Genomic DNA, 18,863 nt, shown 5'->3' with positions numbered 1-18,863 from the left:
CGTGACGACAAGTTGCAGTCGGGCGCGCGGCTTTTTGCTTCAATTGCGGGAACCCGCCTGCGAAGAGGCGCGTATGATCGTTTCACGCGGGAGGCTTTTTGATGACATTGGGTGAAGAGATTCGCGGGCATCTGCCCTTTCTGCGTCGCTATGCGCGCGCGCTGACCGGCAGCCAGCAGCATGGCGACAATTTCGTCCACACCCTGCTCGAAGTCATCGTCGCCGCGCCCGACGAGTTCAGCGCCGGCCACAGCATCCGCATCGATCTCTATCGCAATTTCCACGCCATCTGGGAAAGCGCCTTCATCGAGGATGGTGAGGGCAGCGACGACGGCGAAGACCCGCTGGTGCGCGCCGCCAACCGCCGCCTCGCCCGCATCACCCCGCTTGGCCGCCAGATCCTGCTGCTGACCGCGCTGGAAGGGTTCACCGTCGAGGAAGCTGCCGTCATCACCGGCACCGACGCCGCGACGGTCGACAGCCTGCTCGCCGAATCGATCGCCGACATCGACCGCGAATCGCGCACATCGGTGCTGATCATCGAGGACGAACCGCTGATCGCAATGGAACTGGAACAGATCGTTCGCTCGCTCGGCCATGAGGTCGTCGGCATCGCCGCGACGCACCAAGACGCGATCGAGGTTTTCGAGCGGACCGAGGCGGGGCTGGTGCTCGCCGACATCCAGCTCGCCGACGGATCGTCGGGGATCGACGCGGTGCAGGACATTCTCGCGATGGCGCCGGTGCCGGCGATCTTCATCACCGCTTTTCCCGAACAGTTGCTGACCGGCCACCGGCTTGAGCCGACGTTCCTGATTTCCAAGCCGTTTCAGGAAAATACGGTGCGCGCCGCGATCAGCCAGAGCCTGCTCTTCACGCCCCAACTCGCCGCGTAAGGGCAGCGCTCAGTCGGGCCCCGGGGCGCCGGCGGTCAACTGGTCGACATCGTCCATGATCGCGCGGAAGGCATCGTTCGCCGGCCCGGCGTCGAGGCTGCGCAGCGGCATCGTTCCGCTTTCCAGCAACACGTGCAGCGCGGCGCGCGCGCGCGAGACGCGGCTTTTCATCGTCCCGACCGCGCAGCCGCAAATCTCCGCGCCTTCCTCATAGCTGAGGCCCCCGGCGCCGATCAGCACCAGCGCTTCGCGCTGATCGACCGGCAGTTGCAGCAACGCGCGCTGGACATCGCCCAGGTGCAGGCTGTCGTCCTGATCGTCGGGCGCGACGAGCAGCCGCTCGGCAGCGAGCTCGTCATATTCGGCGGTGAATTTCTTGCGCCGCATCTGCGACAGGAAACAGTTGCGCAGGATGACGAAGGCCCAGCTCTTCATGCTCGACGGGCCGGGAATATATTGCAGGCGCGCCTTCCACGCCTTCATCATCGTTTCCTGGACCAGATCGTCGGCCAGGTCGGCATTGCCGCACAGGCTGCGGCCGAAGGCGCGCAGATGCGGCAGCATCGCCGCCAGCTCGCGCTTGAAGCTGTCGTCGTCCAGCGGTTGGGCGATCTCGCTCGTCATGCGCAGCGTGTGAAGAACAAGGTCATAATGACCGGGCTTAGCTGTTCCGGTCGGCGATGCAAATCACAACCCGCCGGGAACAGCGCAAAAGCAGATATCGTCCGGGCCTGCGTCATGCGGCCGGGTCCGCCGACGCGCTGCGCGACCGGCCCAGTCCGAGGAAGTTTTCCATCAGCAACTGGTCCTGCGGATCAAGCCGACCGTTGGCCGCCAGCCGCGCCAGATCGGCGTCGTGATCGCGGAACAACGGGCTGTACAGCATCGACCAGCCGGCAAATTCGCGGGTGTCGACGGTGCGCCGGCGAATTTCGATCATGCCATGATGGCGCGGGTCGGCCCGGATCGCGCCCAGCCGCGCCTCGACCTTGTCGCTGGCGCCTTCGAGCAGCTGCATGAAATTCTGGCCGTTGTAGATCAGCGCGCCGGTCAGTTCATCGCGGGCGTTGTTGGCCTGTGCCTGGCCGACCAGCGCCTCGATATCCGCGGTGGAAAGCGCCGGATCGGCGACACTGACATACACGACAGACAGCAAATTAGGGATCCTCCGCGGCATCGCAACGCGGCGACAAGCACCGTCATTAGGCGCATTTTGCGCCAGATGCGTTAATCTGGGTTAGGTGTCGTGGTAGTTTCTGGCCAAGGCATTGGTCGCAAAAAACAACCCGCCGGGGAACTTGCGAGCATTTCTGTCGTTGCTCGGACATGGCTACGCACGGCAACAACAGGATGAACGGCAGGGGCGCTCCGCAGCACCCCGAACCCGATTCGCCGCAGCAGGCGAAAGGCAGCTTTCCGGGCACGGACAGCGACCAGTGGCACCGCACGCTCACCGGTCGTCAGGCGCCCGAACCGGTCAGTGCCAAGCTGCGGATGATCTATGGCAACATCGTCGCCGAACAGCTTCCCGACCATATGCTCGACCTGCTGTCCCAGCTCGATCAGAAAAGTTCGAAGCAGTAATGGGGCGCTCCACCGCGGCGCCGCAGACGCAGGCCCCGGCCGCGTCGGCAGACACGATGTCCGACAGCGAATTCAAGGTGTTGCTCGCCAACGTCATCCCGCATCTGCGCGCCTATGGCCGCAGCCTGTCGGGCAATCCCGACCTTGCCGACGACCTGACGCAGGATACGATGGTCAAGGCGTGGGCGTCGCGCGACCGCTTCGAGCGCGGCACCTCGATCAAGGCTTGGACCTTCGTCATCCTGCGCAACACCTTCCTGTCGCAGATGCGCCGCAACAAATTCGTCGGCGAATATGACGAGACGGCGGTCGAGCGCACCATGTCGACCCCCGCCAGCCAGGAAGACAGCGGCGAGATGGCCGATCTGCAACGCGGACTGATGGAGTTGCCGCAGGACCAGCGCGAAGCGCTGATCCTGGTCGGTGCCGGTGGCATGTCGTACGAAGAAGCCGCCTCGATCTGCGAATGCGCGCTCGGCACGATGAAGAGCCGGGTGTCGCGCGCCCGCGCCGCGCTCGAAGAGATTATGACCAGCGGTCAGTTTTCGCAAAAGCGCGCCGATGCGCCGCCGGCGAGTGAAGCGATGAGCGCGATCATGGACAGCGTCGAGATCATCGCGGCGCGCCGCGAATCCCAGGATCGCTGACCGCTCTCGACTTTGCGCGCACCGCACGCCAGAGTGGTTTCGCCTTCCCCCAGCAAAGCGAGTTTCCCGATGAAAATGATCGCCGCCCTTGCCCTGTCGACTGCCGCCGTCGTTGCCGCCTGTTCGGCCGGCTCCCCCAGCACCGCGGCCCAGAACGCGACGGGCGGTATCGACGCGTCGGGCGCGCATCCCGCCACCCCGCTCGCCGACGCGCCCTTCACGGTGCAGGAGGTCGCAAGCTTTGACGAACCCTGGGCGATGACCTTCCTGCCCGGCACCCGGCTGGCGCTGGTCACCGAAAAGGCCGGCAAGCTGAAATTGTGGCAGGAGGGCGGAGCGGTGCTCGACGTCGCGGGCGTCCCCGCGGTCGCCTATGGCGGCCAGGGCGGCTTCGGCGATGTCGTCCTCGCCCCCGATTTCGCGACCAGCGGCATGGTGTATCTGAGTTGGGTCGAGGCCGGCGACGGCGGCACCTTTGGCGCGGTCGTCGGGCGCGCCCGGCTGGAGCAAGGCGACGCGCCCAAACTCACCGGCCTGCAGACGGTCTGGAAACAGCACCCCAAGGTCAGCGGCCGCGGTCATTTCTCGCACCGCATCGCCTTTTCGCCCGACGGCAAATATCTGTTCATCGGGTCCGGCGAGCGCCAGAAATTCGATCCCGCGCAGGATATGAAAGCCAATCTCGGCAAGGTTCTGCGGCTCAATCCCGACGGCAGCGTCCCCGCCGACAATCCCTTCGCCGGCGCCAAGGCATCAGAGGGGGGCGGCGTGACCGCGCAAATCTGGTCGCTCGGCCACCGCAACATCCTCGGTCTCGCCTTCGACGGCACCGGCCAACTGTGGAACCAGGAGATGGGGCCCAAGGGCGGCGACGAGGTCAACCTCGTCGCGGCAAAGGCCAATTACGGCTACCCGATCGTCTCGAACGGCGACCATTACGACGGCCGCGATATTCCCGACCACCCGACGCGCCCCGAATTCGCGGCCCCGAAGCTGTGGTGGAACCCGGCGGTTTCGCCCGCCGGGCTAGCCTGGTACGGCGGCGACCTGTATCCGGGCTGGAAGAACAGCCTGTTGATGGGCGCGCTGTCGGGCGAGGGGCTGGTGCGGATGAGCATCAACGGCGACAGCCTCAGCAAAGCCGACCGCTGGGACTTCGGCACCCGCATCCGCGAGGTCGAAGTGCGCGAGGACGGCTCGGTCTGGCTGCTCACCGACGGCGAAACGGGGAAGCTGGTCAAGCTGGTTCCCAAGGGCTAGGCGGCCGCCGGGTCAATCACCTTCGCTCTGGTTGGCCCGCCTTTCGCACGGGCGCGACAATGACTATATCGCCCCCATGATCCGCGCTTTTCTCACCCGGCGCGCCGAATGGCCGGCGCGCATTCCCGATCCCGACGCACCGCCGTCGCTCGCGCTGCTGTGGCGCGAGATCGGCGGGCTGGCGCGCGCGATCGGCGGCCGGATCCGGCCGCTGCCGCCCGAACCCAACCCCGATAGCGACCACCCGCCGGTGATGGTGCTCCCCGGTTTCCTGTCGGGCGACTGGGCGACGAAGGCGCTGCGCGCCGACCTGCGCCGCGCCGGCTTCCGCTGCTACGCATGGGGTCTCGGCTTCAATCGCGGCGCCACCGCCGATATCATCGACCGCATCGACAGCCGCGTGCAGTGGATCATCGATCGCACCGGTTATCCCCCGGCGCTCGTCGGCTGGAGCCTCGGCGGCATTTATGCCCGCGAATATGCCAAGCACCATCCCGACAAGGTCGCGCGCGTCGTCACCCTCGGCTCGCCCTTTTCCGGCAGCCGCCGCGCCAATCGCGCCTGGCGGCTCTATCACCTCGTCGCGCGCCATCCGGTCGACAATCCGCCGCTCGATTTCCACCCGGCGCCGCGCCCGTCGATGCCGACCTTCGCTTTATGGTCGCAGCACGACGGCGTCGTCGCGGTGAACAGCGCGCGCGGCGCCCCGCACGAAAGCGACCGCCAGATCCAGGTCGATTGCGGCCATATGGGTTTCGCCTATGCCCCGACCTCGGTCGCCGCGATCGTCAAGGCGCTGACCGAAGAGATCGCCGCCGATCAGGACGCTGCGACTTGGGCGTTAGGGGATTCGATACGCCGCGCTGCTATGCCGGGCGCGGGAGGCGTTTCATGATCATCACGACCCTGGCATTGCTGTTCGCGGGCGCGCCCGCCACCCCCGCGGCGACCGCACCGGGCGCCTGTCCCTATGCCGTTGTCGCGCGCGACGCGACCGGACGCCGCACCAACGTCCACCGCCACCCGACGCTCGCCGCCGGCAAGGTCGCCAAGCTCGGCAGCGGCACCCCGGTGTTCGTCTGCGGCGCCAAGGGCGGCTGGCTGTGGGTGCATTTCAGCGAGGGCCGCCACACATGCCGCGGCACCGCCAGCGGCCTCGACGTCCGCTACGCCCGCGCCTGCGCCAAGGGCTGGGTCGAACGCCACCGGATCGTCGCCCCGCGCTGACCTTCACCCCAAAAAGGGCGCCACCACCTCGGGCGTCACCCGCTGCGGCCGCCCGCTCGCCTTGTCGAGCAGCGCCCACACCGTCCGCGCCCGCACATGGACTTTGCCGCCCTCACCGGTGAATTCCATGAAGCGGTCGAACTTGGCGCCCTGCGGCTGGTCGGCGACCCAGGTCCGCGCGGTCACCGTCTCGCCGGGACCGAGCGCGCGCAGATAATCGATCTCGTGCCGCACCACGACCCAGATATAGACGTCCTTGTGCGCCTGCGGCGCCGCGGCGTCCCAATGGCCGGTCGCGACCTGCTGGATCCACTGGACCCACACCGCATTGTTGACATGCCCAAGCTCGTCGATGCTGTCGGGCGTGGCGACAAAATCGCGCGTAAACGCCCTCATGCGAGCTCGACGGTGGTCACCATATAACCCGCCTCGCGCAGCGCCGCGACCAGGCTGTCGAGATGTTCGCGGTCGCGCGCTTCGCATTCGATGTCGGTGATCAACCCCTTGGCGGGCAGCGTGGTAAAGATGCGCTGGTGATAGATTTCGATGATGTTGACCTGTTTCTCGTCGAACAGCTTCATCACCTTGAACAGCGCGCCGGGGCGATCCTGCAGCCGGATGCGCAGCCGCGCGATGCGGCCCGAGCGCGCGAGATCGCGCAGCAACACGTTCGCGAGCAACCGCGTGTCGATATTGCCTCCGCACAGCACCAGGCCGACTTTGCGCCCGGCAAACTCGTCGGGATGCGCGAGCATCGCGGCGAGACCCGCAGCGCCCGCCCCCTCGACCACCGTCTTTTCGATCTGGAGCAACAGGCTGACCGCGCGTTCCAGATGGCGCTCGGCGACCAGCACGATGTCATCGTTCAGCTCGGCGACGCGCAGCCGCGTATAGTCGCCGGGTTCCTTGACCGCGATCCCTTCGGCGAGCGTGTCGCCTTCGCACGCCATGTCGACGCCGTTCAGCTTGGCATACATCGACGGATAGAGTTCGGCCTGCACCCCGACGAGGCGAATGTCGTTCTTGATCCCGCGCGCCGCGGTGCCCATGCCGGTGAACAGCCCGCCGCCGCCGATCGGAATGATCAGCGTGTCGATTTCGGGCACGTCCTCGAGCATTTCGAGCGCCACCGTCCCCTGTCCGGCGGCGATATGCGGATGGTCGAATGGATGGACGAAGGTCAGTCCGCGCTCGACTTCGAGCTCGCGGGCATGTGCATAGGCATCGTCATATTTCTCGCCGAACAGCACGATTTCGGCGCCGTGGCTCGCGGTCTGGTACACCTTCACCTGCGGCGTCGTTTTCGGCATCACGATGGTCACCGGCACGCCCAGCCGCTTGCCGTGATAGGCGAGCCCCTGCGCATGATTGCCCGCCGACGCGGCGATAACGCCGCGCGCGCGCGCCTCGGGCGCCATCAGCAACAGCGCGTTCAGCGCCCCGCGCTCCTTGTACGCCGCGGTGAATTGCAGATTTTCGAACTTCAGCCACACTTCGGCGCCGACCATTTCGGACAGCGTCTGCGAATGCAGCGTCGGAGTGCGCACCACCGCGCCGTCAATTCGCCCCGCCGCCGCGCGCACATCGTCCAATGTGATCGCCGGAAAATCGGCGGCGGCGGTCAGGGTCAGGTGATCTGTCATAGCGATAGGCGCCCTAGCCTATCTGGCGCGCTGCGCAAACCGCCGTTATGACCGCTCGCCATGAGCGAACAAAAATTGCGCATCGCCTTCATCGGCACCGGCGTCATGGGCGGGCCGATGGCGGGCCATCTGGCGAATGCCGGCCACGACCTCACCGTCTATAACCGCACCCGCGCCAAAGCCGATGCCTGGGTAGCGGCGCACGGCGGCGCAGCGGCCGCGACCCCGGCCGACGCCGCGAGGGGCGCCGACGTCGTGCTGGCCTGCGTCGGCAACGACGACGATCTGGCGCAGGTCGCGCTCGGCCGCGACGGCGCGTTCCGGGCGATGCGCAAAGGCGCGCTGTTCATCGACCACACCACCGTCTCCGCCCGCATCGCACGCCAATTGTCGGTCGAGGCCGAGGGGCTTGGGATTCTCTGTGTCGATGCGCCGGTCTCGGGCGGCGAAGCGGGGGCGCAGAACGGCACGCTGGCGATCATGTGCGGCGGGACGAAAGCCGCCTTCGCCGCCGCCGAACCGGTGATGCAGGCCTATGCCGCGCGCATGGTCCATATCGGCGGCCCCGGCGCCGGGCAGACGACCAAGATGGTTAATCAGATCGCGATCGCCGGGGTGTTGCAGGGCCTGTCCGAAGCGCTGCGTTTCGCGCAGGCGTCGCGGCTCGACACCGCCAAGGTGTTCGAAGCGGTGTCGGGCGGCGCCGCGGCGAGCTGGCAGATGCTCAACCGCTGGGACACGATGGCCAGGGACGAGTTCGACTTCGGCTTCGCGGTCGACTGGATGCGCAAGGACCTTGGCCTCGCGCTCGACGAAGCGCGCGTCAACGGCGCGACGCTGCCCGTCGCTGCGCTTGTCGACCAATTCTACGCCGACGTGCAAAAGGCCGGACACGGCCGCCGCGACACCAGCTCGCTCGTGACAAGGTTACCCAAATGAAGCGCCTGCTCCTCTCCCTCACGGCCCTCACCCTCGCCGCCCCCGCGCACGCCGACACCCTCGTCGACAATGTCAACGGCATCACGCTCGACAAGGACGGCGATCTGGTGCGCTTCACCGGGCTGGTGATCGGCACCGACGGCAAGGTCAAACAGCTGCTCGATCGCAAGGACAAGCGCCCCGAGCGCCCCGACTTCAAGCAGGACGGGGGCGGCCGCACGCTGATTCCGGGGATGATCGACGCCCACGGCCATGTCATGGGGCTGGGGTTCCAGCTCATGCTGCTCGACCTCAGCGCGACCAACTCGCTCGCCGAGGCGCAGGCGGCGATCCGCAAATATGCCGCCGAAAACCCCGAAATGCCGTGGATCATCGGGCGCGGGTGGAACCAGGAAAAATGGGGGCTCGGCCGCTTTCCCACCAGTGCGGACCTCGACGCCGCGGTACCGAACCGGCCGGTCTGGCTCGAGCGGGTCGATGGCCACGCCGGCTGGGCGAACAGCGCCGCGATGGCCGCGGCAAAGATCGGCGCCACAAGCAAGTCGCCCGAAGGCGGCCGGATCGAGATGGCGAACGGCCAGCCGAGCGGGGTGTTCGTCGACGCCGCGATGAGCCTGATCGACGCCGCCAAGCCGAAACCGCTCGCCCGCGACCTTGATCGCGCGCTCTATCTCGCGCAGCAAAAACTGCTCGCGCAGGGCATCACCAGCATCGCCGACATGGGCACGACGATCGCCGAATGGCAGGCCTATCGCCGCGCCGGCGACAAGAAACAGCTCGCGGTGCGCATCCTCTCCTACGGCGGCGACATCGACAATATGGCGATCATCGCCGGGTCCGAACCGACGCCGTGGCTGTACGACGACAAGCTGCGGATGGTCGGGGTCAAACTGTATCTCGACGGCGCGCTCGGCTCGCGCGGCGCGTGGCTGAAGGCGCCGTACAGCGACGCACCGGGGCAAAAGGGTCTGCCGCTGCTCACCCCCGCGCAGCTCCGCAACAAGATGGTGCGCGCCTCGATGGACAAGTTCCAGGTCGCGATCCACGCGATCGGCGACGCCGCCAATGCCGAGGCGCTCGACGCGATCACCGACCTTACCGCCGACTTGCCCGGCGAGCGCCGCTGGCGCATCGAACATGCGCAGGTGATCGACCCCGCCGACATTGCGCGTTTCGCCAGCCTCAAGGTCATCGCCTCGATGCAGCCGGTCCACCAGACCAGCGACCGCGTGATGGCCGAAGCGCGGCTCGGCCCCGACCGGCTGCGCGGCGCCTATGCGTGGCGCAGCCTGGAAAATGCCGGGGTGCGGCTGGCCTTCGGCTCCGACGTGCCGGTCGAAAGCGCCGATCCTTTCGCCGGCCTCGCCGCCGCGATTTCGCGCACCGACGCCGCCGGCCAGCCCTTCGGCGGCTGGCGCCCCGAAGAAGCGGTGAGCCGCGAAAGCGCGCTCGACGGCTTCACCCGCACCGCGGCGTTCGCGGCCTTTGCCGAGGACCGGCTCGGCACGCTGATGCCCGGAATGCGCGCCGATTTCCTGATCGTCGATGCCGACCCGATGCTGGCGAGTCCCGACGAGATCCGCCGCCTGTCGCCGCGCGAGACCTGGATCGGCGGCTATCGCTATTACCAGCGCAAGGATTGAGCCGATGGCCGCGATCCGCCTCTCCCCCCGCCGCGTTCCCAAGCCATGGGGCCGCGACGACATCGCCCCCCCCTTCAACCTTGGGGCGCTCGACGCGGGCGGCGAGCGGATCGGTGAAATCTGGTTCGAAATGCCCGCCGGGCGACCCGAACCCGCGTTGCTGGTCAAATATCTCTTCACCTCCGAACGGCTGTCGGTGCAGGTCCACCCCGACGACGCGCAGGCGCAGGCGGCCGGGGCGCGGCATGGCAAAGAAGAGGCTTGGGTGATCCTGAATGCCGACGACGGCGCCGAAATCGGCCTTGGCCTTCACCAGCGCGTCTCGCCCGACCAATTGCGCGGCGCCGCGACCGACGGCAGCATCGAGGCGCTGATCGACTGGAAACAGGTCGCTCCCGGCGATCATTTCCACGTCACCCCGGGGACGATCCACGCGATCGGCGGCGGGCTGGCGCTGGTCGAAGTGCAGCAATATGCCGACATCACCTATCGCCTCTATGATTATGGCCGGCCGCGCGAACTGCACCTCGCCGAAGCGATGGCGTGCGCCGATCCCGGCCCCTATCTGACCCCGAACCTGCGCACGCCGGTCGCGGTCGGCATCGACCGGCTGGTCGACGGCCCGAAGTTCGGGCTGGTCGACGCCCACGCCGACGATTTCGCGGCGCTCCCGGCGATCGGCGCGCGCGGGCCGACATGGTTCGTCCCCATCGACGGTGACGGCACGATCGACGGCCAGGTGTGGCAACCCGGCGAATGCTGGCTGCTGGACGACGCCGCCGACCTCGCCGCGCTCGGCGGCAGCGGACGCGCGCTCATCGCCTGGGCGACCGCCGCATGACGCTCGAGCGCCGCCGGCTACTCGCGGCACTGGCCGCCGTCCCCGCCGCCGTCGCGCTCGGCGGCGCCGCGAAGGAACCCAAGCGCAAAGATCCGCCCGAACCGCGACGGTCGCGGCGGCGCAAGGGTGCGAAGGCGCCCGAAAGTCACGTCGATGTCGCGGTGATCGGCGCTGGCGCGATCGGCGCGTGGACCGCGTGGCACCTCGTCCGCCAGGGCAAAAGCGTCCGGCTGTTCGATGCCTATGGCGCCGGCAACGGCCGCGCCGCATCGAGCCTCGCGTCGATGATGCTCGATCCGGTGCAGGGCGGCGACGCGCTCTATGCCGGGCTGGTCGATGACAGTCTGGCGGCGTGGCGGAAGCTTTCCGACACCGCCAGCCTGCCGATGCTCACCCCCTGCGCGGCACTCACGACGCTCGCCGCCGGCGAGACATTGGCACCCCCGCGCGACACCACGCGCGAAAGCGGCGCCGCACTGCGCAGCCGCTTCACCCAGGTCGCGTGGCGCGACGAGGATGCGGCGCTGTTCGCCGAAAAGGGCGCAATGATCGCCGGGCAGCGCGGCGTGCTCGAGGCGATCCTCGACGCGCAGCTTACCCCCGAAACCGTTGTCATGCCGGCGCCGCTGCGCGACAAGCGCCGCGATGTCTACGCGCTGCCCGACGGCGGCACCGCGGGCGGCATCGTCTACGCCTGCGGCGCCTGGCTCACCGAACTGTTCCCGCAGATACTGACGCCGCAACGCCTGTCGGCGGTCCGACACCAGCTGTTCCATTTCGGACCCGGACAGGGCGATGTCCAGTTCCGTCCGCCCGCGATGCCCGCACTGATCGATCGCGCCTATGGCTTCAACCTGCTGCCCGATGTCGAGGGCGCGGGGGTGCGCTGCTGGCGCATCGCCGCCGATGCCAGCGTCGATCCCGACAGCTTTGACCGCCGCGCCGACGCCGACGCAGGCGCGCGGGCGCTCGCCGACGTCCGCCAGTGGCTGACCGGCCGCCTGCCGCGGCTTGCCGCCGCGCCGGTCGTCGCCAGCGCCGCGGCGCACGATTGCCGCACCGCGACCGGCGACCTGCTGCTCGACCGCTTGCCTGACCAGCCGCGCGCGTGGGTCGTCGGCGGCGCGGCGGGCCGCGCCTTTGCGCTCGCCCCGGCGATCGGCGCGCGCGTCGCGGCGCATGTCGCCGACGCCGCGCGCCCGGTCGAACCCCGCTGGGCACTCGCGCGCCTGACCGGAAGCGCCCCGTGAAACTTACCGACTGCCACAATATCGACGATTTCCGAGCCCTCGCGCGGCGGCGCCTGCCGTGGCCGGTGTTCGATTATATCGATGGCGCCGCCGACGACGAGGTCACGCGCCGCCGCAACCGCGCCGCCTTCGACGATTGCGACCTGATCCCGCGCGTCCTCGCCGGGGTCGAGCATGTCGACATGCGCACGACGCTGTTCGGGCGCGAGATGGCGATGCCGCTGTTCCTCTCCCCCACCGCGCTCCAGCGCCTGTTCCACTGGCAGGGCGAGCGCGCGGTGCTGCGCGCCGCCGCCAACGCCGGGACGATGGCGGGGATCAGCAGCCTCGCGACGATCGGCCTTGCCGAAGCGGGGGCGCTGACCGACGGTCCCAAGCTGTTCCAGCTCTATGTCCACAAGGACGAGGGGCTGAACCGCGCGATGCTCGACGCCGCGCGCGCAGCGAAGTTCGACGCCGTCGCGCTCACCGTCGACACGATCGTCGGCGGCAATCGCGAACGCTGCCTGCGCTCGGGCTTCACCTCGCCGCCGCGCTTCACCGCAGGCAACATGCTGGGCTATGCCGCCAAACCCGGCTGGGGGCTCAACTATATCTGCCGCGAGAAATTCAGCCTGCCCAACCTCGCGGCGCATGTCTCCGAAGGATCGAGCGTCCCCAAATCGGTCGCCGACTATTTCACCTCGATGCTCGACCAGAGCCTCGACTGGAAGCGCGCCGAGGCGATCCGCCAGCAGTGGGACGGCCCCTTCTGCCTCAAGGGCATCGTCGCAGTCGAGGATGCCCGGCGCGCGGTCGACATCGGCGCCACCGCGATCATGGTGTCGAACCACGGCGGGCGCCAACTCGACGGGAGCGTTTCGACCTTCGACGCGCTGGCCGAGATCGTCGACGCGGTCGGCGACCGGATCGAGGTGATCTGCGACGGCGGGATCACCCGCGGCACCCACGTCCTGAAAGCGCTGTCGGTCGGCGCCAAGGCCTGCTCGGGCGGCCGGCTCTATCTCTACGCGCTCGCCGCGGCGGGCGAGGACGGGGTGAGCCGCGCGATCGCGCTGCTGCGCGCCGAGATGGAACGGGCGATGAAGCTGATGGGGGCGAAATCGCTCGCCGACCTGTCGCGCGAAAACCTGCGCTGGCGGTAAAAAGGCAACGTGCCCCTGCGAAGGCAGGGGCCCATCTCCGGTCGGTGCAAGGTTGAACGGGCGGGTGATGGGTCCCCGCCTTCGCGGGGACACACCGCTTCTTTAAGCTATCGCGGGATTCTCACCCTTCTTCCCCACCCCGCCCCAATCGATATTCCGCGTCATGTACATCACCCCGGCGAGCGCGACGAACATCAGCACCGCACCGATCAGCAGCGAATAAGCCTCGAGGTTGAGCAGCACATAGAGCAACGCATAAAGTCCGATCAGCATCGCGGCGAGGAAGCGCGCGCGTTTCCAGCTTTTCAGCACCGCGGCGCTATACGCTGCGAGCAGCCCGATGATCGCGCCGGCGGCGAGCAGATAGGCGAAGGTGAAGCCAATCACCTCGGCAAACGCCAGCAGCAGCACGAAGAACAACACCAGCGCGACCCCGGTCAGCAGATATTCGGCCGCCGCCACCCGCGCCCCCGCGATGATGTCGAACATCAGGAACGCGACGAAGGTGAAGCCGATGAACAAAAAGCCATATTTGATGCTGCGGTCGACCTGGCTGTACAGGTCGACCGGCTCGATGAGGCTGATCGCGACCGCTTTCGCGGTGCCGCCCGACGCTTCGCCGTTGCCGCTGGCGGCAGCCTCGACCATCGCGGCCTCGGCATAGCCCGGCCCGCCGCCGCCATAGTTGGTCGCGTTGGGCGGCGACAGGTCGCCAGTCAGCACCTGCGCCTGCCCCAGCGCCAGATTGGGAATCGCATAGGTCGCGGTGAAACCGTCGCTGCCGACCTTGCGCGAGGCGGGCAGGAAGTCGCCGCCGAAGCTCGGGTTCGGCCAGCTCGACTTCACCGTCCAGCGGGTGTCGACCCCGCGCGGGATCAGGCGGAAATCGCCCAGCCCGCGCACCCCGATCTTGTAATCGACCGTCAGCGGCGCCGCCGCGCTCCAGTCGACGAAGGCGAAGGTCCCCGAATTGCCGGTCGAGAGCAGCCCCTTGCCGGGTTGCAACGCCAGCGCGGTGCCGTTCACCGCGACGCTGTTGCCGTCGACCAGCCCGCGCGCGTCGCTCACCCCCAGTCGCACCTCGGCGCGGTCGAGCATCAGCGCCTCGCGCGTCACCCCGTAACGCGCGATGTCGGCGGGCAGGACGAAGGCGGCGCTGCCCGTCACCTGGCTTTCATAGACGACGGTCTCGTAAATCGCCTTGCGGCGCTTCTCGGGCTTGATGACCACCGCCGCTTCGTTCGTCTGCGGCGACAGATACAGGTTGCGGATCGTGTCGACCGATCGCGTCACGTCGCGGCCATTCTCGTTGACCGTCGTCGTCTCGGTCGCGCGATAGGGGATGACGATCACCGGCCCGGCGATTGTCTGTTGCCCGCCCCAGCCCTGGCCGATCGCCGCCTGCGCGGTTTCGGCCTGCTGCTGGCGGTCCCAGAGCAGACCATAGACCATCAGCAGCGGCACCATCAGCGCCACCGCGATCACCACCGCGATTGCCAGTTTGATCCCCGGGCTGCGCTCGCGGCGCACGGGCGCTTCGGTCGGCAGTTCGCTGGCAGCCATCGGTCACTCTCCGTCTATTTCATTTCGTCGATGAAATTGCACGGCTCACCGGAGGCGTCAACCCGGTTGCGACAAAGTGCAGCCGCGAAAAAGGCGGCCCCGCAGGACCGCCCTTTGCGTCTGGATCAGAAGAAGGGGGCGGCCTCCCCCCGAAGGCCGCCCCGGCCCGGCGTCAGAAAGCGGCGCCGAGCGAAAACACCACCGCGCCGTCGGCGCCAAAGGCTTCCTTGAAGCCGCCGACCTTGGGTGCGTCGGTGTTGATATAGGCGACGCCGAGCGTCAAGACCTTCCAGGTGAAATCGGCGCCGACCGAATAGTCGACGACTTCGCCGTCGAGCCCGCCGAGGAAGCTGTCGCTCTTGGCATAGCCCAGGTGGGCCTTCAACTTCACCGGGGTTTCCGGAATCTGCACCCCGACGTCGGTGTAGAGATAGATGGCGCTGGCATCGCCGAGCGAATCCTGCCCGCTCGGCGCCCAGGCGACGCCGCCCTTGATCGACGCCGGGCCGATCGCGCCGGTCAGCGACGCATAGGGTTCGATCACCGTCGCATTGTTGGCGCCGGGATACAGATAGGCGGTGACGCCGATGTCGCCGGTCAGGCCGGGGGTCAGTTCGGTCGCATAGCCGCCATAAATGTCGATTTCGGTGCCGTTGGCAAAGCCGATGCTCGACCCCCAGGTGCCGAGATAGAAACCGCTGTCGTGCGCGATGGTGAAGGTGCCCTGGATCGCCGCTTCTTCGTTCGACTGGCTGAAACCGCGGAAACGATAGTCGCTGACGACGGTCGCGCCGCCGGTGATGGTGATGCCGTCGCCGGCGTCTTCCTCTTCCTGGGCGAATGCCGGAGTCGACATCGCCGAAGCGGCGAGGAGCATGGCAAAGCATGCGCGGGAGAGAGTTTTCATGGACAGATCCTTATACTGGTCGATGGATCGTCCCGCCTGCCGCTGGACGGTCGGCCTCGTTTCGGGCCGCTCCGGTCTCGCGTAGCCGTGCTGTTCACGAAAATGCTGCGCTGCACAAACAAAAAGTCGCAGCGAAACATCCTAAAACGTCTCGCTGCGACTTTTGTGCAACAGTTTGCTGCGTAAATCCGGTTACCGTCGTAACAAAGTTACGAGGACGATCAGAAGGAGACGCCGAGCGTGAACACCACGGTCGGGTCGTACAGCGTGTCGATCGCCTTCACCCCGGTCTTCTTGATGTCGGTGTCGATATATTGCACCGAAAAGGTGAACATGTCGGCGGCGAACGACGCGCCCGCCGACCAGTCGAGATAATTGCCGTCGGCCGATGCGGCGGCGAGCGAGCCGTCCGAATAGCCGACCGAACCGGTCAGCGTCACCGGCGTGTCGGCGATGCCATAGGACAGGCCGAGGTTGGCATAGATATTGTCGTTGCTGCCCAGCGACGCCTGGTCGGGGGCGTAAGCGACCGTCGCGGTCGCGCCGATCGGGCCGAGGTCATGCGACAGCTTGCCGATCACCTCGACATAGTCGCTCGGACCGGCGAAATTCTGGTTGCCGGGATAGACATAATAGGTCGCGCCGATGTCGACCGAGGTGCCGGGGGCGATCTCGGTTGCGAAGCCGGCATAGAGGTCGAGCTCGAACTTGCCGTACAGCGGGCTGTCGGGCAGCGACGAGCCCCAGACGCCGGCGTAAAAGCCGCTTTCGTGGCTCAGCGTCAGCGTCGGCTGCACCGCGACCTTTTCGTTCGACAGCGAAATACCGCGGAAACGATAGTCCGACGTAACCGCAATCCCGCCCGACAGCGTCAGCGGGCCGGTCGGCGCGTCTTCTTCTTCCTGCGCAAAGGCCGGGGTCGACATGGCCGACGCGGCGAGGAGCATGCCGAAGCACGCCTTGGTGAGAAATTTCATTGGGTGAGCCCCCCTGGATAGTGAAACGAGCCGTCCATCCTGCTGCCCTTGCGCACGCCTCTCGATGGGGCGTTCTGCAACGAACCGACCGAAAATTGCCTATTTTGCCGCATCGCACAAACAAAAATTACACATATGTTATATTCGGCGCGGCGCTGTGACATTCACGCCACATCGCGGCGCGGCGCACGCCGGCTTTGCCAAGCGGTCGCCGCCCGGCTAAAGAGCGGCGCATATCTCCCCCCGTCGAGCATCGAGCAGCATCATGAGCGATCACAATCCCGGCCTGCGCCCCTGGCGCGACATCGCGCGGCGCGAATCGCGCCAGATCATGGTCGGCAGCGTGCCCGTCGGCGGCGGCGCGCCGATCACGGTGCAGACGATGACCAACACGCTGACCAGCGACGCGGTGGCGACGATCGACCAGATCCGCCGCTGCGAGGAAGCCGGCGCCGACCTCATCCGCGTCTCCTGCCCCGACACCGACAGCACCGCCGCGCTCGGCAAGATCGTCCGCGCCGCGCGGATCCCGATCATCGCCGACATCCATTTCCACTACAAGCGCGCACTCGAGGCAGCCGACGCCGGCGCCGCGTGCCTGCGCATCAACCCCGGCAACATCGGCTCGTCGGAACGCGTCGGCGAAGTCGTCCGCGCCGCCAAGGCGAACGGCTGCGCGATCCGCATCGGCGTCAACGCCGGCAGCCTGGAAAAAGACCTGCTCGAAAAATATGGCGAGCCATGCCCCGAGGCGCTCGTCGAAAGCGCGCTCGACCATATCAAGCTGCTCCAGGACCATGACTTCCACGACTATAAGGTCGCGGTGAAGGCGAGCGACGTATTCCTCGCCGTCGCCGCTTATGCGCAGCTCGCCGACGCGGTCGACTGCCCACTGCACCTCGGCATCACTGAAGCGGGAGGGCTGATCGGCGGCACCGTCAAAAGCGCGCTCGGCATCGGCAACCTGCTGTGGGCCGGGATCGGCGACACCATCCGCGTCTCGCTCTCGGCCGAACCCGAGGAAGAAGTCCGCGTCGGTTACGAGATCCTGAAATCGCTCGGCCTGCGCACCCGCGGCGTCCGCGTCGTCTCCTGCCCCAGCTGCGCGCGCCAGGGCTTCGACGTCATCCGCACCGTCCAGGCGCTCGAAGAAGCGCTCGGCCACATCAAGACCCCGATGTCGCTCTCGGTCCTCGGCTGCGTCGTCAACGGCCCCGGCGAAGCGCGCGAGACCGACATCGGCATCACCGGCGGCGGCAACGGCAAACATATGGTCTACCTCTCGGGCGTCACCGACCATCATGTCGCCGACGCCGACATGATCGGCCATATCGTCAAGCTGGTCGAGGCGAAGGCCGCCGAGATCGACGGCGGCGTCAGCCAGAGCATGGACGTGACCCACGGCAAGGCGGCCTGACGCTGCAAATCGTCCGCTGCCGATCAATGTCGGCTTGGGGGGTGGGAAGCGGCCGTTTGCTCATGTCTGTACCCCGGCGAACGCCGGGGCCCAGAGCATTGGAAAGCTGGCTTTGCGTGTTTACGCCCTGGACCCCGGCTTTCGCCGGGGTACACCGCATTTAGGTCCGCAACTGGTCGTCAAAGGCCATCCCCCAATCCGTTCGTGTCGAGCGAAGCCGAGACACCCTTCGACCTCACACCACGCCGATGGGCATCTCGACTTCGCTCGATGCGAACGGGGTTAAGTAGGGCAGCTTCTGGTCGCTTCCGGTCATTTCATTCCCACGCGCCAATCACCTTTACATAGCTATCCTCACCGCCTGCCCTTGCCATAACCGCGCGTGGGTGAAATATTCGCGCCGGAAAAAATCGCCGACTGTGCGCCCACGCACAGCATTTCCCCTCTGGGTCGCGCATCAGCATCGCATCGGCGGTGCAACGCCGCGCCAAGGAGACGGACGATGAGCAAGAAACGCCCCACCCCCGAAGCGATCAGCGACGAAGCGCTCGACGGCGTCAACGGCGGCATCCTGATCGGCCTGCTGCTGCCCGCGGTGCAAAAGGTCAGCGACGCACCCGCCAAACCCGGCGACGGATCGGTCAGGACGGTCGCATCGACCAGCGCCGCCCCCGGCGGGATCAAGTCGATCGCGCAGGGCACCGGCGGCAACGGCATTTGAGGAGAAACCCGATGACCAAAATGACATCCACTCCCAAACAACTCGACGACACCTCCCTCGACGGCGTGAACGGCGGCATCGGTCTGCTCCTCCCCGCCGTGCAGAAAGTGCGCGAAGCGGCGGCGAAGCCCGCCCCGAGCGTCCCCAGCGATGGCTCGGTGAAGGGCATTGCCAACGCCGGCAGCGGCAACGGCATATAGGAG

At 67.2% G+C, this 18,863-nt stretch carries 21 protein-coding genes; 14 read left to right on the top strand and 7 right to left on the bottom strand.

The window, feature by feature from the left end; translation table 11 throughout:
* Window positions 1-101: 101 nt before the first annotated feature.
* Entirely contained in the window at window positions 102-896 is a 795-nt protein-coding gene (locus HEQ22_RS03035) for a response regulator (protein WP_432769728.1), read from the top strand.
* 9 nt (window positions 897-905) lie between these two features.
* On the opposite strand, the gene HEQ22_RS03030 is transcribed toward HEQ22_RS03035, so the two are convergent.
* Window positions 906-1,520, bottom strand: coding sequence for a sigma-70 family RNA polymerase sigma factor (locus HEQ22_RS03030; RefSeq protein WP_432769727.1), 615 nt, complete (start codon window positions 1,518-1,520; stop codon window positions 906-908).
* A 112-nt stretch (window positions 1,521-1,632) separates the two neighbouring features.
* Window positions 1,633-2,052, bottom strand: a complete 420-nt coding sequence (locus HEQ22_RS03025) for a BLUF domain-containing protein (RefSeq protein ID WP_432769726.1) — start codon at window positions 2,050-2,052, stop codon at window positions 1,633-1,635.
* A gap of 194 nt (window positions 2,053-2,246) precedes the next feature.
* Here HEQ22_RS03025 and HEQ22_RS03020 point away from each other — a divergent pair, with 194 nt between their 5' ends.
* The 5 genes from HEQ22_RS03020 (at window position 2,247) to HEQ22_RS03000 (ending at window position 5,614) form a co-directional block, all read left to right on the top strand.
* Window positions 2,247-2,480, top strand: coding sequence for a NepR family anti-sigma factor (locus HEQ22_RS03020; protein WP_432769725.1), 234 nt, complete (start codon window positions 2,247-2,249; stop codon window positions 2,478-2,480).
* Window positions 2,480-3,127 (top strand): sigma-70 family RNA polymerase sigma factor, encoded by a 648-nt coding sequence (locus HEQ22_RS03015; protein ID WP_432769724.1) that lies wholly within the window; start codon window positions 2,480-2,482, stop codon window positions 3,125-3,127. Before HEQ22_RS03020 ends, HEQ22_RS03015 begins: the two co-directional genes overlap by 1 nt.
* Window positions 3,128-3,196: 69 nt before the next feature.
* The gene (locus tag HEQ22_RS03010; RefSeq protein ID WP_432769723.1) at window positions 3,197-4,387 is read left to right on the top strand and encodes a PQQ-dependent sugar dehydrogenase; all 1,191 of its coding nucleotides are present in this window, start codon (window positions 3,197-3,199) and stop codon (window positions 4,385-4,387) included.
* A gap of 76 nt (window positions 4,388-4,463) precedes the next feature.
* Complete coding sequence (locus HEQ22_RS03005) at window positions 4,464-5,282, top strand: esterase/lipase family protein (RefSeq protein WP_432769722.1); 819 nt, start codon at window positions 4,464-4,466, stop codon at window positions 5,280-5,282.
* Window positions 5,279-5,614, top strand: a complete 336-nt coding sequence (locus HEQ22_RS03000; RefSeq protein WP_432769721.1) for a hypothetical protein — start codon at window positions 5,279-5,281, stop codon at window positions 5,612-5,614. Before HEQ22_RS03005 ends, HEQ22_RS03000 begins: the two co-directional genes overlap by 4 nt.
* A gap of 3 nt (window positions 5,615-5,617) precedes the next feature.
* On the opposite strand, the gene HEQ22_RS02995 is transcribed toward HEQ22_RS03000, so the two are convergent.
* Both HEQ22_RS02995 and HEQ22_RS02990 read right to left on the bottom strand, forming a co-directional pair.
* Window positions 5,618-6,010, bottom strand: coding sequence for an acyl-CoA thioesterase (locus HEQ22_RS02995; protein ID WP_432769720.1), 393 nt, complete (start codon window positions 6,008-6,010; stop codon window positions 5,618-5,620).
* Window positions 6,007-7,257 (bottom strand): threonine ammonia-lyase, encoded by a 1,251-nt coding sequence (locus tag HEQ22_RS02990; RefSeq protein WP_432769719.1) that lies wholly within the window; start codon window positions 7,255-7,257, stop codon window positions 6,007-6,009. Before HEQ22_RS02990 ends, HEQ22_RS02995 begins: the two co-directional genes overlap by 4 nt.
* A gap of 60 nt (window positions 7,258-7,317) precedes the next feature.
* Between HEQ22_RS02990 and HEQ22_RS02985 the strand changes: the two genes are divergently transcribed.
* The 5 genes from HEQ22_RS02985 to HEQ22_RS02965 are packed head-to-tail and all read left to right on the top strand — an operon-like array spanning window position 7,318 to window position 13,075.
* Window positions 7,318-8,196: an NAD(P)-dependent oxidoreductase gene (locus HEQ22_RS02985; RefSeq protein ID WP_432769718.1), complete on the top strand. Its 879-nt coding sequence runs from the start codon at window positions 7,318-7,320 to the stop codon at window positions 8,194-8,196.
* Window positions 8,193-9,839, top strand: a complete 1,647-nt coding sequence (locus HEQ22_RS02980; RefSeq protein WP_432769717.1) for an amidohydrolase — start codon at window positions 8,193-8,195, stop codon at window positions 9,837-9,839. The genes HEQ22_RS02985 and HEQ22_RS02980 overlap by 4 nt, the downstream gene beginning before the upstream one ends.
* Window positions 9,840-9,843: 4 nt before the next feature.
* Window positions 9,844-10,680: a class I mannose-6-phosphate isomerase gene (locus tag HEQ22_RS02975; protein WP_432769716.1), complete on the top strand. Its 837-nt coding sequence runs from the start codon at window positions 9,844-9,846 to the stop codon at window positions 10,678-10,680.
* Complete coding sequence (locus HEQ22_RS02970) at window positions 10,677-11,930, top strand: NAD(P)/FAD-dependent oxidoreductase (RefSeq protein WP_432769715.1); 1,254 nt, start codon at window positions 10,677-10,679, stop codon at window positions 11,928-11,930. The genes HEQ22_RS02975 and HEQ22_RS02970 overlap by 4 nt, the downstream gene beginning before the upstream one ends.
* Window positions 11,927-13,075, top strand: coding sequence for an alpha-hydroxy acid oxidase (locus HEQ22_RS02965; RefSeq protein ID WP_432769714.1), 1,149 nt, complete (start codon window positions 11,927-11,929; stop codon window positions 13,073-13,075). The genes HEQ22_RS02970 and HEQ22_RS02965 overlap by 4 nt, the downstream gene beginning before the upstream one ends.
* Window positions 13,076-13,177: 102 nt before the next feature.
* Here the strand turns inward: HEQ22_RS02965 and creD are convergent, their stop codons facing one another.
* The 3 genes from creD to HEQ22_RS02950 form a co-directional block, all read right to left on the bottom strand.
* Complete coding sequence (gene creD, locus HEQ22_RS02960; protein WP_432769713.1) at window positions 13,178-14,638, bottom strand: cell envelope integrity protein CreD; 1,461 nt, start codon at window positions 14,636-14,638, stop codon at window positions 13,178-13,180.
* 172 nt (window positions 14,639-14,810) lie between these two features.
* On the bottom strand, window positions 14,811-15,545 hold the full coding sequence (locus tag HEQ22_RS02955) for a TorF family putative porin (protein ID WP_432769712.1): 735 nt from the start codon (window positions 15,543-15,545) through the stop codon (window positions 14,811-14,813).
* Window positions 15,546-15,766: 221 nt separating this feature from the next.
* Window positions 15,767-16,522: a TorF family putative porin gene (locus tag HEQ22_RS02950; protein WP_432769711.1), complete on the bottom strand. Its 756-nt coding sequence runs from the start codon at window positions 16,520-16,522 to the stop codon at window positions 15,767-15,769.
* Between the two features lie 265 nt (window positions 16,523-16,787).
* Between HEQ22_RS02950 and ispG the strand changes: the two genes are divergently transcribed.
* The 3 genes from ispG to HEQ22_RS02935 all read left to right on the top strand — a co-directional run bounded on the left by ispG (window position 16,788) and on the right by HEQ22_RS02935 (window position 18,860).
* Window positions 16,788-17,939 carry a flavodoxin-dependent (E)-4-hydroxy-3-methylbut-2-enyl-diphosphate synthase gene (gene ispG, locus HEQ22_RS02945; protein WP_432769710.1) on the top strand — a complete coding sequence of 384 codons (1,152 nt, stop codon included), beginning with the start codon at window positions 16,788-16,790 and terminating at the stop codon, window positions 17,937-17,939.
* Between the two features lie 502 nt (window positions 17,940-18,441).
* On the top strand, window positions 18,442-18,660 hold the full coding sequence (locus HEQ22_RS02940) for a hypothetical protein (RefSeq protein WP_432769709.1): 219 nt from the start codon (window positions 18,442-18,444) through the stop codon (window positions 18,658-18,660).
* 11 nt (window positions 18,661-18,671) lie between these two features.
* Complete coding sequence (locus HEQ22_RS02935) at window positions 18,672-18,860, top strand: hypothetical protein (RefSeq protein WP_432769708.1); 189 nt, start codon at window positions 18,672-18,674, stop codon at window positions 18,858-18,860.
* The last annotated feature ends 3 nt before the right edge of the window (window positions 18,861-18,863 follow it).

This window comes from Sphingopyxis sp., assembly GCF_050916055.1.
GTDB lineage: Bacteria > Pseudomonadota > Alphaproteobacteria > Sphingomonadales > Sphingomonadaceae > Sphingopyxis.
Note: the sequence above shows the minus strand (reverse complement) of the source record. Positions and strands in the feature narration are given on the sequence as shown.

Coding starts and splice junctions, on each gene's coding strand:
- HEQ22_RS03000 (WP_432769721.1), top strand. CDS start 5,279: ATGATCATCACGACCCTGGCATTGCTGTTCGCGGGCGCGCCCGCCACC.
- HEQ22_RS02995 (WP_432769720.1), bottom strand. CDS start 6,010: ATGAGGGCGTTTACGCGCGATTTTGTCGCCACGCCCGACAGCATCGAC.
- HEQ22_RS03010 (WP_432769723.1), top strand. CDS start 3,197: ATGAAAATGATCGCCGCCCTTGCCCTGTCGACTGCCGCCGTCGTTGCC.
- HEQ22_RS02935 (WP_432769708.1), top strand. CDS start 18,672: ATGACCAAAATGACATCCACTCCCAAACAACTCGACGACACCTCCCTC.
- HEQ22_RS02990 (WP_432769719.1), bottom strand. CDS start 7,257: ATGACAGATCACCTGACCCTGACCGCCGCCGCCGATTTTCCGGCGATC.
- HEQ22_RS02970 (WP_432769715.1), top strand. CDS start 10,677: ATGACGCTCGAGCGCCGCCGGCTACTCGCGGCACTGGCCGCCGTCCCC.
- HEQ22_RS03005 (WP_432769722.1), top strand. CDS start 4,464: ATGATCCGCGCTTTTCTCACCCGGCGCGCCGAATGGCCGGCGCGCATT.
- HEQ22_RS03035 (WP_432769728.1), top strand. CDS start 102: ATGACATTGGGTGAAGAGATTCGCGGGCATCTGCCCTTTCTGCGTCGC.
- creD (WP_432769713.1), bottom strand. CDS start 14,638: ATGGCTGCCAGCGAACTGCCGACCGAAGCGCCCGTGCGCCGCGAGCGC.
- ispG (WP_432769710.1), top strand. CDS start 16,788: ATGAGCGATCACAATCCCGGCCTGCGCCCCTGGCGCGACATCGCGCGG.
- HEQ22_RS02980 (WP_432769717.1), top strand. CDS start 8,193: ATGAAGCGCCTGCTCCTCTCCCTCACGGCCCTCACCCTCGCCGCCCCC.
- HEQ22_RS02985 (WP_432769718.1), top strand. CDS start 7,318: ATGAGCGAACAAAAATTGCGCATCGCCTTCATCGGCACCGGCGTCATG.
- HEQ22_RS03015 (WP_432769724.1), top strand. CDS start 2,480: ATGGGGCGCTCCACCGCGGCGCCGCAGACGCAGGCCCCGGCCGCGTCG.
- HEQ22_RS02975 (WP_432769716.1), top strand. CDS start 9,844: ATGGCCGCGATCCGCCTCTCCCCCCGCCGCGTTCCCAAGCCATGGGGC.
- HEQ22_RS02955 (WP_432769712.1), bottom strand. CDS start 15,545: ATGAAAACTCTCTCCCGCGCATGCTTTGCCATGCTCCTCGCCGCTTCG.
- HEQ22_RS03030 (WP_432769727.1), bottom strand. CDS start 1,520: ATGACGAGCGAGATCGCCCAACCGCTGGACGACGACAGCTTCAAGCGC.
- HEQ22_RS02940 (WP_432769709.1), top strand. CDS start 18,442: ATGAGCAAGAAACGCCCCACCCCCGAAGCGATCAGCGACGAAGCGCTC.
- HEQ22_RS02950 (WP_432769711.1), bottom strand. CDS start 16,522: ATGAAATTTCTCACCAAGGCGTGCTTCGGCATGCTCCTCGCCGCGTCG.
- HEQ22_RS03020 (WP_432769725.1), top strand. CDS start 2,247: ATGAACGGCAGGGGCGCTCCGCAGCACCCCGAACCCGATTCGCCGCAG.